Below are 13,357 nucleotides of genomic sequence, written 5' to 3' on the forward strand. Positions count from 1 at the left end.
ACCAGCGCGCATTCTCTCGCCCCCGAATCAACACGTAGGCAAGAGAATCACGTGGCGCTATTTAGGTACAGACCCTAACTCCCCGTTTACGCTTTTCTTTAGCTCTTTAAGGTAACGCTTAATGAATTAGCGTCACAGATAGACAATGCAAAAAGCCCGCGCGGTTCGTGGGCAGGATTTGTGTTGTTGATGAGTAATCCCGCAGAAAAGCCTGAAGTTGTAGCGCTTCCGGCAGGACCTCAGGTGACGGTGCCGGTGAACAGCCGGCGCGTCGCCGCGCAGCGGGTGCGCGAGGCGCGGGATCGGTTAACGTCAACCAGTGGAACCCGCCCGGCGTTCGACGCCGAACTGCTCCGTCAATACGCCCAGACCCGGATCTCGGCGTCCTACGTCGTGATGCTGCTCGTGGTGGCAACCGGCGTGCTGTTTGGCCTCTGGATGAAGCCGATCGTGGCCGGCGCCTGGACGGTCGGCATCCTCTGCGTCCATCTCGCCATCATCCGCAGCTGTTCCCGCTTCCTCGCCGAACCGACCTCGGTCGCGGTCACCCGCAAATGGCGGACCCGCTTCGTGCTGCTCGACCTGCTCTACGGCCTGTGCTGGACCGCGATCCTGATCCACCCTGCCGGGCGCGATCTCGCCTCCAACACGCTGATGATGTTCCTGATGCTGCTGGTGATCGCGGTCTCCAGCATGCTCGCCGCGAGCCTGCCGATCGCAGCCCTTGCGGCGACTGTTCCGGTGACGGTCGGGATCGCGCTCGACCTCGTGCTCAACGGCGCGTTCGACAATTACGTGTTGGCGCTGCTCGCGCTTGCCGCCGAAGGTTATTTTGCTCTGCTCGCGCACCGCCTGCATTCGACCACGCTGGCGACGCTGGAGGCCCGCGCCGAAAAGGATGCGCTGATCGGCGAACTGGAGCAGGCCAAGGCGATCTCCGACGAGGCGCGCCACCGTGCCGAATCCGCCAACGTCGCCAAGTCGCGCTTCCTCGCCCAGATGAGCCACGAACTGCGCACGCCGCTCAACGCCATCCTTGGCTTCTCCGAGGTGATGAAGAGCGAGATCTTCGGCGCGCATACCGTTCCCGTGTACAAGGAATATTCCGCCGACATCCATAATTCCGGCGTGCATCTGCTCAATCTCATCAACGAGATCCTCGATCTGTCGCGGATCGAGGCCGGTCGCTACGAGCTGAATGAAGAGGCCGTGGCGCTGGTGCATGTCGTCGCCGACTGCCACCACCTGTTGAAGCTGCGCGCCTCCAGCCGCGGCATCACCATCCACGAGGTGTTCGAGCACGGCATGCCCAGGATCTGGGGCGACGAGCGCGCCATCCGACAGGTCGTGCTCAACCTGCTCTCCAACTCGATCAAGTTCACGCCGCAGGGCGGCGAAATCTGGCTGAAGGTCGGCTGGACCGCGTCGGGCGGGCAATATCTGAGCGTCAAGGACACCGGAAGCGGCATCGCCGAGGACGAGATCCCGGTTGTGCTGGCCTCCTTCGGCCAGGGCTCTAACTCGATCAAGTCGGCGGAACAGGGCGCCGGCCTTGGCCTGCCGATCGCGAAAAGCCTGATCGACATGCATGGCGGCACCTTCACGCTGAAGTCGAAGCTGCGCATCGGCACCGAGGTGATCGTGACCTTGCCGCCGGAACGGGTGATGAGCGCGCTGGCGCCGATGGCGGAAGAAGCGCCGCCGATGCAGCCGCCGGAGCCCGCCGAGCCCACGATGGGCGCCGACCGGAAACGTGTGCGCCGCAAGTCGATCATGAGTGCCGGCACCGGATTGTAGAGCATGTCGCGGAAGATCGTGACGCGGTTATCGCTGGAGCCCTTTCCGTTCCGATGGATTCGGAACGGGGCTCCAGATTTTGGTTCTCACGCGTTTTCTTTACGCGAACCGGTCTTCATTTCGCTCGAAAACGCTTTGGCAATAAACCCAAGACGTTCGCGCCAGAACCATGCTCGCGACAAAAAGCCGAGGCGTGATGCAGCATCCCACGTCAGCCGGCTTGCACCGGCCGCCGAAACCGTTCAACACTTGAACAATGAGCTCAGAGACGCCGTGTATCGCAGTCTGCATGATGGACCCCAGGACGAAGCTCTGCTTCGGCTGTGGCCGCACGCTTCCGGAGATCGCGCGCTGGCACAAGATGGACCGCACGGAGCGGCTGTCGGTGATGGCGACGCTGCCGGCGCGCATGGCCGAGGCTGGGCTCGAGCGCATGGAGCCGCGTCCGAAGCGCGCGTGATCGGCGTTGCGGCGGGGGTTGCGCCGTGACCCGTATCCTCCTCGTCATCGTGCTGCTGATGGCAACCGCCGGCGCCGTCGTCGCCTATGGCGACCCCGAGCAGATCGCCCGCGCCAGGGAAAATCTCACCCAGATCTTCGGCCGCAGCATTACCGCCTCAGCCTCGACCTCCAGCTCCGCCCCCGCGGTGCAGATTGCGCGCGGCCAGGGCGGCGAGTTCGCGTTCCGCGCCAAGATCAACGGCGTCAGCGCCCCGATGGTGATCGACACCGGCGCGACCTCGGTCGTGCTCACCTGGGAAACCGCGAAAGCGATCGGACTGCCGATCGATATGCTCGAATACAATGTCGACCTCGAGACCGCCGGCGGTCACACCAAGGCGGCGCGGCTGACGCTCGACCGGCTCGCGGTCGGCAAGCTGGTCGAGAAATCGGTGCCGGCGCTGGTGGTGCAGCGCGGGCAGATGAAGACCAACCTGCTCGGCATGAGCTTCCTCGACCGGCTCGAGAGCTGGGGCGTCCGCGCCGACACGCTGAGCCTAACCGGCTATCCCGACGTCACCGGCAGTATCAACACCTCAAGCCGCCACCGGCGTCCGCGTACGGCCGTCGACTAGGCTACGCTAGCGCTCACGCAACGAAGGCCAGGAGCGGCTTGATACCGTCTCCTCCGCAAGCACGTGGCTCTCCGGGGCGCAGATCCACAAATCACACCTGATGGCCGCTCGATGTCCGATGCGTGTGCGATGCGGATCAACTTCCGCAGTGAGATGACGCAACGAACCGACCGCATGAGTGATCTGCAGTCGCACTGTCGAAACGAAGATTGTACGGTGCACGAAAACTGGCTCTACTGAGTTTCACTATCTGCTCCGGCATGTCGGCACGCGACGTATCTGATGACGACACGGTCAGAGACTAGAATTTCCGATCCTGCATGCCACGCGGCAAGGAAATTTCCGAGATAAAGAGAAAACAGCATCAAGCTACTGTTTGGCCAGGCGGGGCAACCATGAACGTTCGATCCGGTTTTCTGGACTCCATCGGCAACACGCCGTTGATCAGGCTGCGCGCGGCATCGGAGAGCACGGGCTGCAACATTTACGGCAAGGCCGAATTTCTTAATCCGGGCGGCTCGATCAAGGATCGTGCAGCCCTCGCCATCATCAACGACGCCGAGCAGCGCGGCCGGCTCAAGCCGGGCGGTGTCATCGTGGAAGGCACGGCCGGCAATGTCGGCATCGGCATTGCGCTCGTGGCCAATGCGCGCGGTTATCGATCCGTAATCGTGATGCCCGATACGCAAAGTCAGGAAAAGAAAGACATGCTGCGGCTGTGCGGCGCCGATCTGCGCCTGATGCCCGCCGTGCCATCTTCCCATCCGGACCACTATGCACGCTATTCCGGTCGCCTCGCCGAGGAACTGGGCGCATTCTGGGCAAACCAGTTCGACAACGTCGCCAACCGCGACGGCCACTATCGCACGACCGGCCCCGAGATCTGGCAACAGACGGATGGAAAGATCGATGGCTTCACCTGCGCCGTCGGCAGCGGCGGGACGTTGGGTGGCATCGCGCTCGCCCTCAAGGAGCGAAACCCCGGCGTGAAGATTGCGCTCAGCGACCCGATGGGCGCCGCCCTCTACAACTGGTTCACAAAGGGCGAGCTGACGACAGAGGGTGAGTCGATTACGGAAGGCATCGGCCAGGTCCGTGTGACGAAGAACCTCGAGGGCACGCCGATCGACATGGCATACCAGATCACTGATGAGGAGGCACTACCCGTCCTGTTCGACCTGGTCGCGCATGAGGGGTTGGTTCTGGGTGGCTCGAGCGCGATCAACATCGTGGGAGCGATGCGGCTTGCACGCGACCTCGGTCCAGGCAAGACCATCGTCACCATCCTTGCGGACGGTGGCCAGCGCTACCAGTCCAAACTCTTCAATCCGGATTTCCTCCGCAAGAAGAATCTCCCGCTCCCGCCCTGGATGATCTGAACGGGAGCCAAACCGACGCAATCGCTCCGGAGGCATCAACCCGATGCTACCGGTCGTCGTCGTGGATCGACGACGGGTGCCGGCACAGCGGCGTGACCTGGATCTCCATGAACGGAAACAGCGGCAGGCTGGACAGGATGTCGTGCAATTCCTGCGCGCCAGACACGTCGAAGATGCTGACATTGGCGTAGCGCCCCGCCACCCGCCACAGATGACGCCAGGCCCCCGTGCGCTGCAATTCCATGGCGCGGACCCGTTCCGCCGCCTTCAGCGCGTCGACCTTCTCGACCGGGAGATCGTGCGGAATCCGCACATCCATTTCGACGTGGAACAGCATGATGATGAACTCTCTCAGCAATGGGGTGAAACGGCGTGGAGCCGCCGCAAGATCGCGGCGGCTCCATTGATCGGTCTATCAGATCGTCAGCCTTGTCGTCAGCCTTGCACCAGACCGCGGCTGACGAGGTTGATGTCGTCGGGGTTGACGAGGTCCTTCGCCGTCCAACCGGAGACGTCGTAGTCGCTCATGCAATTGCGGACGAAATCCTGCATGGCGCCGAGGTCGCCGGTGGCACTCGCGGCCATCAGCGTCTCGACGCGCAGGTTCTCGTAATTGCCTGCATAGTTGCGCTCGTAGAGCTCATGCCGGCCGCCGAACTCGGAGCCGACCGCGTCCCAGAGCAGCTTCAGCAGCTTGATCCGGTCGATCGCGGCATAGCCGTTGGAGCCGCGCACGAAGCGGTCGAGATAGGGCCGGATCGCCTCGCTCTCCAGATCGGCCGAACTCGACGGCAGATAGATCAGGCCGCTCGCGACATGACGCTCGATCAATTCCTTGATCCGCGGATAGGCCATCGGCGCGAACACGCGATAGGCCAGCCCGTAGTTCAGGTTCGGCAGATTGTAGCCATCGGTCCCCTGCCAGGCGATCGGCGACTTCACCATCGCATCGGCAATGCCGTGGAACAGATTGCGCCAGGCGATCACCTCGCCCACCGCCGTCTGCACGCCGCGAAAATCCTTCGACCCGGTCGCCTCGACGGCCATCGAGAACAGGCCGGCGATGAAGTCGAGCTTGACGGCAAGCCGTGTCACGCCATGCAGCGTGAACCGCGGGATGAAGCCCGATGCCGGGAAGAACTGGTTGATCTTGTCGACGTCGCCATAGATGAAGACATTCTCCCAGGGCACCAGCACCTTGTCGAACACAAGAATCGAGTCGTTCTCATCGAAGCGGCTGGACAGCGGATAGTCGAACGGCGAGCCGGTCGCGGCCGCGGTGAATTCGTAGGACGAGCGGGCGATCAGCTTGATGCCCTTGGCATCCATCGGCGCCGTAAAGATCAGCGCGAACGACTTGTCCTTGATCGGAATGCCGTAATGCGCGATGAAATTGTAGTGCGTCAGCGCCGAGCCGGTCGCCACCACCTTTGCGCCCGAAACGATCAGGCCGGCGTCGGTCTCCTTCTCGACATGCATGAAGACGTCGCCCACCTCCTCGATGGCGCGGTCGCGATCGATCGGCGGATTGACGATGGCATGATTCCAGAAATCCAGACGTTCCTGGGTCCGGGCATACCACTTTTTCGCATTGCCGGCGTAGTCGCCATAGAAGCTCGAATTCGCCCCCAGCGTGCCGAGGAACGACGCCTTGTAGTCCGGCGAGCGGCCCATCCAGCCGAAAGCAACCTTCTGCAATTCGGCGATCGCATCGCGGCCCTTGACGAGGTCGTCGGCCGTTTTCGAGCCGAGGAAGAACGGATGGGTCAGCTGTCCCGAGCCGGTGTCGGTCAGGACGCCGATCTGATCCTTCTTCTCATGGAAGCGGTCGTACCAGCGCGCCACCATCCGCGCCGAATTGCGGAAGGCGGGATGCTGGGTGACGTTCTTGACGCGCTCGCCGTAGATGTAGATTTCCCGGCCGTCCTGGATGCTGTCCAGGAATTCCGCACCGGTATAGACGCTGGTGGTTGGCGCAGGCACGTCGGCCCGCAGGGCTGCTGCAGTAGTCATGGGTTTCTCCTCCGCTTGTGTCGTTGGACCGGCGGCGTTGTCACGCCGGCCCCAAGACCATCTCGTCACGCTCTTGGACGGCGTGACATCGGAGGAAACGCTACGCGCTCACCCGGAGCGGGCGAAAGGTATCACACCATACCGCGCGGACTGGCCCGGCTCGGGCTATGACTCGATGGCACGGACCGGATGGCAAGGATCGTTCGGCCGGCGCACGCCGCAGCTGACGCAGCCATGCGCAGCACGGCAAGGGAGCGAAACCGGAGCGAGCCATGGCCACGGGTTTAGGCACGGGTTTTGACAGCGCTGCTGTCGCTTTCCATCGCGATGGGGAATTGGCCCTCGACGCCTGCGTCGTGACCATCGGTGCATTTGACGGCGTTCACCGCGGCCATCAGGAACTGCTGCGGCAGACCATCGCGGCAGCGCGGCGCCGCGGCATTCCAGCCGTGGTCTACACCTTCGATCCGCCGCCAAAGGTGTATTTCGGCCAGGCCGAGCCGCTGATTTCGCTTCGCGAAAAGCTCGAGCGCATCGCAACATTCGCGCCTGACCACGTCGTCGTCGCCGATTTCAACCAGATCTACGTCCGGCGCACCGCGCTCGATTTCCTCGCCGAGTTGCATAAGCTGCAACCGCGTGAGGTGATGGTCGGCGAGGATTTCCGCTTCGGGTCCTGCAAGGGCGGCACCGCCCTGCTGCTGCGGCAGCACTTCAACACGCGCATCCTGCCGCCGGTGCGCTGTGGCAATGGCGAGATCGTCTCCAGCAGCCGGATCCGCGCCTTGCGACGATCCGGCCTTGCCGCCGCCGCGGCGACGCTGGAAAACTGGCGGGATATGGTGACCGCACCACCGGCCGACCGATCCGGTTTGGCCCAACTTGAGGTCGCAAGCCGATGACCGCCATCGATCCGCGAGAGTTGCGCAATGCCTGTGGCCAGTTCGGCACCGGCGTCACCATCATCACGACGCATTGCGAGGGCCGCGATCACGGCATGACGGCCAACGCCTTCATGTCGGTCTCGCTCGATCCGCCGCTGGTCGCGATCTCGATCGCGAAAAGCGCGAAGATGCTCGGCAACATCCAGAAGACCGGCCGCTTTGCGGTCAGCATCCTTGCCGAGGGCATGGAGGATTTCGCCTGGCATTTCGCCGGCAAGCCAAGGCTCGACCTCTGCGACGTCTTCGAACGCCGCAACGACCTGCCTGTGATCGCTGACGCGGCGGCATATTTCGTGACCGATCTCGCCGATGAGATCGTCGCCGGAGACCACACGATCTTCCTCGGCCACGTCCGCGAGATGTCGCTGGAGCCCAGCAAGAAGCCGCTGCTGTTCTTCCGCGGCCGCTTCGGCGGCCTTGCCGATCCGCACCCTGCGCCCACGACGCTGGAGAATGCCGCTTACGAATTTGTCTGGTGAGACCAGCGACCGATATTCCCGAAAACGGGGATGCAAGTTTGAGCAAACTGCAAGAAAAGGAGGAAACGACCATGCTGAACGTCAACAAGGACACCATCACCGACCACGTGATCGCCGCGCTCTCGAAGGACATTCCGGATCGCAACCGTCAGATCATGACGAGCCTGATCCGCCACATGCACGACTTCTGCAAGGAGGTCGACCTGACTTTCGCAGAGTGGTTCGCCGCGTGCGAATTCCTGCGCCGCGCCGGCGACATCTCGGACGAGAAGCGCAACGAGTTCATCCTGATCGCCGACATTCTCGGCGTCGAGGTGCTGGTCGACATGCTCGATCACCGGGTCACCGACGGCGAGAGCGAATCCACCGTGCTGGGGCCGTTCTATAGGGAGAATCCGCCGGTGCTGGCCAAGGGCGCCTCCATCATCAAGAAGACGTTCGACAACGCGCAGACCGTCAAAGTCAGCGGGCGCATCAGCGACACGGCAGGGCGGCCGATCGAGGGCGTCACGATCGACGTCTGGGAAGACGCGCCGAACGGCCTCTACGACCTGCAGGATCCGGAACAGCCGGCCTACAATCTTCGCGGACGCTTCACGACCGACGCCAACGGCGAATATGCCTTCGTGGCGCTCCGCCCCGAGCCCTACCCGATCCCCTATGACGGCGCCGGCGGCGAGCTGCTGAAGTATATGGGCCACCATCCCTGGCGTCCGGGCCACATCCACTTCATGCTTTCGAAGGACGGCTATCAATCGCTGATCTCGCAGATCTACGATTCCGAGACCAAGTATCTCGACAACGACTCGGTGTTCGCCGTGAAGCAGAGCCTGATCGGCAAGTTCGCCAAGGCCCCCGCCGGCGCCGACACCGATCTGGTTCTCAGCTTCGACTTCAAGCTCAAGAAAGCCGCCGTCGAACGGCTCGTCGCCGCCGAATAATGCCCGTTACGTCCTGCCAGGCTCCACCAGCCTGGCAGGGCTCATTCTAAACTGACCTGCGAGGACATATGAGTCGTGCCGTGATCGAAATCGCCGAGCCCGTGGAGCGAGTGCAGGCTCACGCAAAGGACACTGCGATCCGCAGTATCCGCGCGACCATCGTGGAGGCGCCGACCCGCCGCCGGCACAAGCTCTCGAACACGGAAGTCACGCATCAGGGTTACGTGCTGGTGCGCGTCCTGCTCGATAACGGCGTGACGGGTATCGGCGAAGCCTCGACGCTCGGCGGGCCGCGCTGGGCCGAGGAGAGCGTGGAATCGATCAAGGCCGCGGTCACGAATTATCTGGCGCCGGCGCTGCTCGGACAGCCTGCCCTCGCCTTCGAAGCCAATGCCTTGCGCATGAGCAAGGCCGCCACCCGCAATTTCGCCGCCAAGGGCGCGATCGAGTCCGCCCTGCTCGACGCCGCCGGCAAGACGCTGGGCCTGCCCGCCAGCGCGCTGCTCGGCGGCGCCGTGCGCGAACGCATGGAGGTGATCTGGGCGCTGGCCTCGGGCGACAGCGGCCAGGAGGTGGAAGAAGCGAAAGAGAAGCTGCGGCGCCGCGAACACCGCCAGTTCAAGATCAAGTTCGGCTTCAACCGGCCGCAGGCCGATCTGAAGCGGTTGCAAGCATTGCGCGACGGCCTCGGCGACGAGGTGCGCCTGATCGTCGATGTCAACCAGGGCTGGACCGAGGCCGAATGCATCCGTTTCATGCCCGCGCTGGAGGAGCTGGATGTTGCCCTGATCGAACAACCGGTGTCGGCGTTGCAACTGGAAGCAATGGCGCGTGTCGCGGCCCGCACCTCGATTCCGTTGCTGGTGGACGAAGCGGCTTTCACCAAGGAGGACATCGCGCGCGCAGGCGCGATGGGCTGCGGCAGCGTCTACTCGCTGAAGCTCGTGAAGAGCGGCGGCCTGTTCGAGATGAAGCGCGCCGCTGCGGTCGCGGCCGCGCACGGGCTCGAGCTCTATGGCGGCTGCCTGTTGGAGAGCAGCATCGGCGCAGCGGCGCATCTCGCCGCCTTCGCCACCCTGCCCAGGCTCGAATGGGGCACCGAACATTTCGGTCCGCGAATCCTCGTGGAGGATCTGGTCGTCAACCCGATCAGATTCGACGAGTTCGAGATCTGTGTCCCTGATGGCCCCGGTCTCGGCGTAGAGGTCGACGAGGACAAGATCCGCACCTTTGCCCGGAAGGACTAGCCGGATGGCGTCGTTCCCGCGGGCAATTGACAATCCAGGGACCCACGCCCAGTCTTCGTGCTGGAACCATCTCGATCGTGCGCTGATGACCACGCGATATCGAACCCGGCAGGATTTTTCCGCGGCTTCCTTGGAAGCGCGCGAACAAGCGTTCGGCTAGCCGTGACCGATCGCGACGATGTCATGGATCTCAGGCGGCTGGTCTATTTCGTCGCCGTCGCCGAGGAATTGCATTTCGGCCGTGCCGCGTCGCGGCTTGCGATCGCGCAGCCGCCGCTCAGCCGGCAAATCGCGCAACTCGAGAGCGATCTCGGCGTCACGCTGATCGACCGGAGCCGCAGCCAGATCCGGCTGACCCAGGCCGGCAGCGTTCTGCTGGAGCGGGCGCGCGACGTCCTGGAGCGGCTCGACCGGACACACCGCGAGATCAAGCGGATCGGCGAAGGCTTTTCCGGTCACCTGCGCGTCGCCTTCGTCGGATCGGCGACCTATGGCGTGCTGCCGAGCGTGATCCAGGCGTTTCGTTCGGCCTATCCTGACGTCGAGCTCGCGCTGTCGGCGATGAACAACGCCGAGCAGAAGCGCGCGGTGATCCAGCGCGAGATCGATATCGCCATCGCCCGACCCTCGCTCGACGACGAGGAGCTGAAGTCGGAGCCGTTGCTGCAGGAGCCGCTGATCCTCGCGCTCTCAGACACTTCGCCCTTGCTCGATCAAAAGGTCCCGCGGCTGGCGGCGCTGAAGGCCGAGACGTTCGTCCTCTACCCACGCAAGCCGCGCCCGAGCTTCGCCGACCACATCCTCAATATCTGCCTCGAGGAAGGTTTCATTCCGAAATCGCAGGTGCTGGCGCAGGACTACCAGACCGCAATCAGCCTGGTGTCGGTCGGCGTCGGCATCGCGCTGGTGCCGAAATCGGTCTCGGAGGCGGAGCGGCCCGGCGTCGCCTACCGCGCCTATGAGGGACACAATCCGGGCACTGCGCTGTCGCTGAACTACCGGCGCGACAACCGGATGCCGCATCTGTTCAATTTCCTGAAGGTCGCACAAGACGTCACGCGGCGTCAGCGCAAGCATTAGAGCGTTTTCGAGCGAAGTGGATACCGGTTCGCGTGAAGAAAACGCGTCAAGACAAGGAATCTAGAGCCCTCAGGCCGCGACCGCCGCCGGCGCGCGATCGTCAACGCGTGCGATCGCCTCGCGCAGCACGTCGATGTCAGCCCCCGGCCGAACGCCGTTCTCCGCGAGATACCTGCGGAACGCACGCGCACCGGGGACGCCATGGAAAGCGCCGACGAAATGGCGCGTGATCGAATGCAGCCGGGTGCCCTCGGCCAGTTGCCGCTCGATATAGGGCAGCATCGCCGCGAACACGTCCTTCATCGTGGCGTGCGGCGGCGTCTCGCCGAACAGCTCGGAATCGACGGTGAGCAGCCGCCATGGCTCCTGATAGGCCGCCCGCCCCAGCATCACGCCATCGACATGCGCCAGATGCCGCTTTGCCTCGGCGAGGCTGGTGATGCCGCCGTTGATGATGATGGGCACCTGCGGCAACGCCGCCTTGAGGCGATAGACCCGATCGTAGTCGAGCGGCGGGATGTCGCGGTTCTCCTTCGGAGACAATCCGTTGAGCCAGGCCTTGCGCGCGTGCACGACAAGCGCATCCGCGCCCGCGGCAATCACGCCGCGGGCCAGCGTGTCGAGCGCGACTTCCGGATCCTGGTCGTCGATGCCGATCCGACATTTCACCGTCACGGGAATTCGCACCGCACGCTTCATCGCCGCAACGCCTTCGGCGACCAGCGCGGGTTCGGCCATCAGGCAAGCGCCGAAGCGGCCATCCTTCACCCGATCGGAGGGACAGCCGACATTGAGATTAACCTCGTCGTAGCCGAACTGCTCGCCGATCTCTGCGGCGGTCGCCAGATCGCGCGGATCGGAACCGCCGAGCTGCAGCGCCACCGGATGCTCGCTGGCGTCGAAGCCGAGCAGCCGCGCCCGATCGCCATGGATGATGGCGCCGGTCGTCAGCATCTCCGTATAAAGCCGCGCCCGCCGCGACATCAGCCGATGGAAGACCCGGCAATGCCGATCGGTCCAGTCCATCATGGGCGCGGTACAAAACCGATAATCTTGATTATTCAAGAAGTTATCCTACACTCTCAAAGGACTAGAAGAGGAACATACCCCCTCTGTGTGCACTCCAAACTAGCCAAATTTGCGCTGGTTTGTACCGCATTTGACCTCGCGGTGCACACGTAGAGCACACGAAATACGGACGGAGTGCACACGCAAATGCCGACTTATACGAAGCTGGGGTCTGGAAGCTGGCGGGTCCAGGTCAGGAGAAAACGCCAGTACATCGCAAATACGTTCATTAGGCGACGCGACGCTGAAGAGTGGGCAATCGAAGCCGAGCGTTCCATCGATCGGGGAACCGCGGTCCGACGTTCCAAGTTTGGCGAGCAACCGCGCATCTTTTCCGACTTGATCGCATTGCACCTCGACGATCTTGCCCAGGTTGGCAAGCCGGTTCGACGATCGAAGTCGATGGTGCTTAAGGCGCTCAAAACTTCTCTTGGACGCGTTAACCTGAGAGACCTAAGCCGTGAGAGATTGATCGAATTTGGACGGAAGCGAGCCTCGCAAGGCGCTGGACCAGCCACTCTTGCGATCGACTTCTCGTTTATTCGAGCGATCCTCCTCCACGCTGCGGCGGTCCATGGCATCGACGTCTCCGTTGAGAACGTTCAGCTGGCCAAAGCTGCGCTCAAACACCTCAATCTCGTGGGAAAATCGAACGAGCGTGATCGTCGCCCTACGCAGGACGAATTGGATCGATTGATCGGGTATGCGGAGTCTAACCCTCAACAATTTCTACCGCTCGGTCGAATTATTCGCTTCGCAATAGCGACTGCAATGCGCCAAGCCGAGATTAGCCGGATAGAGTGGTCTGACGTCGATCTAACGAAGCGAACAGTCACTATTCGGGACCGCAAGGATCCGCGACGAAAGGACGGAAACCATCAGAAAGTCCCGTTACTCAATTCGACGGGGTATGACGCATGGCAACTCGTTCTTGAGCAACGGATCGTCACGCGCGGCGTTGGGCGAGTATTTCCTCACCATTCAAAATCGGTTGGTGCCGCCTTCCACAGGTCGTGCAAGGCAATCGATATCGATGATCTGTGCTTTCACGACCTCCGCCATGAAGGGACGAGCCGACTGTTTGAAGCCGGATTTTCAATCCAGCAAGTCGCTATGGTGACCGGCCACAAGGACTGGCGCATGCTCCGGCGTTATACGAATCTCAAACCTGAAGACCTGCATAAAATGCAAAAGGCTGCGCAGCCCTCAATAGATCAATTCATGGCTACGCTGGTTGCGAGCTAGGATGTGTGCTCGCCTCTGAAGGCGGACATCAATCCGACTGGCTGGTATGTCCGCTATAGGCGCCAAGCAATGCAATGCGGATATCTCC

At 62.7% G+C, this 13,357-nt stretch carries 13 protein-coding genes; 10 read left to right on the top strand and 3 right to left on the bottom strand.

Annotation, left to right across the window (positions count from 1 at the left end; translation table 11 throughout):
- Positions 1 to 189 precede the first annotated feature (189 nt).
- The 4 genes from QJT82_RS36450 (at position 190) to QJT82_RS36465 (ending at position 4,252) form a co-directional block, all read left to right on the top strand.
- Complete coding sequence (locus QJT82_RS36450; RefSeq protein WP_028344538.1) at positions 190 to 1,797, top strand: ATP-binding protein; 1,608 nt, start codon at positions 190 to 192, stop codon at positions 1,795 to 1,797.
- 256 nt (positions 1,798 to 2,053) lie between these two features.
- Entirely contained in the window at positions 2,054 to 2,257 is a 204-nt protein-coding gene (locus QJT82_RS36455) for a DUF1289 domain-containing protein (protein WP_026192618.1), read from the top strand.
- Between the two features lie 25 nt (positions 2,258 to 2,282).
- Positions 2,283 to 2,873 carry a TIGR02281 family clan AA aspartic protease gene (locus tag QJT82_RS36460; RefSeq protein WP_028344537.1) on the top strand — a complete coding sequence of 197 codons (591 nt, stop codon included), beginning with the start codon at positions 2,283 to 2,285 and terminating at the stop codon, positions 2,871 to 2,873.
- A 395-nt stretch (positions 2,874 to 3,268) separates the two neighbouring features.
- Positions 3,269 to 4,252 (top strand): cysteine synthase A, encoded by a 984-nt coding sequence (locus QJT82_RS36465; RefSeq protein ID WP_028344536.1) that lies wholly within the window; start codon positions 3,269 to 3,271, stop codon positions 4,250 to 4,252.
- Positions 4,253 to 4,298: 46 nt separating this feature from the next.
- On the opposite strand, the gene catC is transcribed toward QJT82_RS36465, so the two are convergent.
- The gene (catC, locus tag QJT82_RS36470) at positions 4,299 to 4,589 is read right to left on the bottom strand and encodes a muconolactone Delta-isomerase (protein ID WP_026192617.1); all 291 of its coding nucleotides are present in this window, start codon (positions 4,587 to 4,589) and stop codon (positions 4,299 to 4,301) included.
- Positions 4,590 to 4,687: 98 nt separating this feature from the next.
- Positions 4,688 to 6,265, bottom strand: a complete 1,578-nt coding sequence (locus QJT82_RS36475) for a 4-hydroxyphenylacetate 3-hydroxylase N-terminal domain-containing protein (protein WP_028344535.1) — start codon at positions 6,263 to 6,265, stop codon at positions 4,688 to 4,690.
- 272 nt (positions 6,266 to 6,537) lie between these two features.
- On the opposite strand from QJT82_RS36475, the gene QJT82_RS36480 reads away from it, so the two are divergent.
- The 5 genes from QJT82_RS36480 (at position 6,538) to QJT82_RS36500 (ending at position 10,956) form a co-directional block, all read left to right on the top strand.
- Positions 6,538 to 7,167 carry an FAD synthetase gene (locus tag QJT82_RS36480; RefSeq protein WP_245288936.1) on the top strand — a complete coding sequence of 210 codons (630 nt, stop codon included), beginning with the start codon at positions 6,538 to 6,540 and terminating at the stop codon, positions 7,165 to 7,167.
- Entirely contained in the window at positions 7,164 to 7,688 is a 525-nt protein-coding gene (locus QJT82_RS36485) for a flavin reductase family protein (protein ID WP_028344533.1), read from the top strand. The genes QJT82_RS36480 and QJT82_RS36485 overlap by 4 nt, the downstream gene beginning before the upstream one ends.
- Positions 7,689 to 7,759: 71 nt before the next feature.
- Positions 7,760 to 8,629, top strand: coding sequence for an intradiol ring-cleavage dioxygenase (locus QJT82_RS36490; protein ID WP_028344532.1), 870 nt, complete (start codon positions 7,760 to 7,762; stop codon positions 8,627 to 8,629).
- Positions 8,630 to 8,697: 68 nt separating this feature from the next.
- The gene (locus QJT82_RS36495) at positions 8,698 to 9,876 is read left to right on the top strand and encodes a muconate/chloromuconate family cycloisomerase (RefSeq protein WP_028344531.1); all 1,179 of its coding nucleotides are present in this window, start codon (positions 8,698 to 8,700) and stop codon (positions 9,874 to 9,876) included.
- Between the two features lie 162 nt (positions 9,877 to 10,038).
- Positions 10,039 to 10,956, top strand: coding sequence for a LysR family transcriptional regulator (locus QJT82_RS36500; protein WP_245288935.1), 918 nt, complete (start codon positions 10,039 to 10,041; stop codon positions 10,954 to 10,956).
- Between the two features lie 69 nt (positions 10,957 to 11,025).
- Here the strand turns inward: QJT82_RS36500 and dusA are convergent, their stop codons facing one another.
- A complete protein-coding gene (gene dusA / locus QJT82_RS36505) occupies positions 11,026 to 12,021 on the bottom strand; it encodes a tRNA dihydrouridine(20/20a) synthase DusA (RefSeq protein ID WP_080687019.1) in 996 nt (331 codons plus the stop codon).
- A 150-nt stretch (positions 12,022 to 12,171) separates the two neighbouring features.
- Here dusA and QJT82_RS36510 point away from each other — a divergent pair, with 150 nt between their 5' ends.
- Entirely contained in the window at positions 12,172 to 13,269 is a 1,098-nt protein-coding gene (locus QJT82_RS36510; RefSeq protein WP_028344528.1) for a site-specific integrase, read from the top strand.
- The last annotated feature ends 88 nt before the right edge of the window (positions 13,270 to 13,357 follow it).

It is taken from the genome of Bradyrhizobium sp. Mp19 (genome assembly GCF_029952935.1).
GTDB classification, from domain to species: Bacteria; Pseudomonadota; Alphaproteobacteria; order Rhizobiales; family Xanthobacteraceae; genus Bradyrhizobium; species Bradyrhizobium elkanii.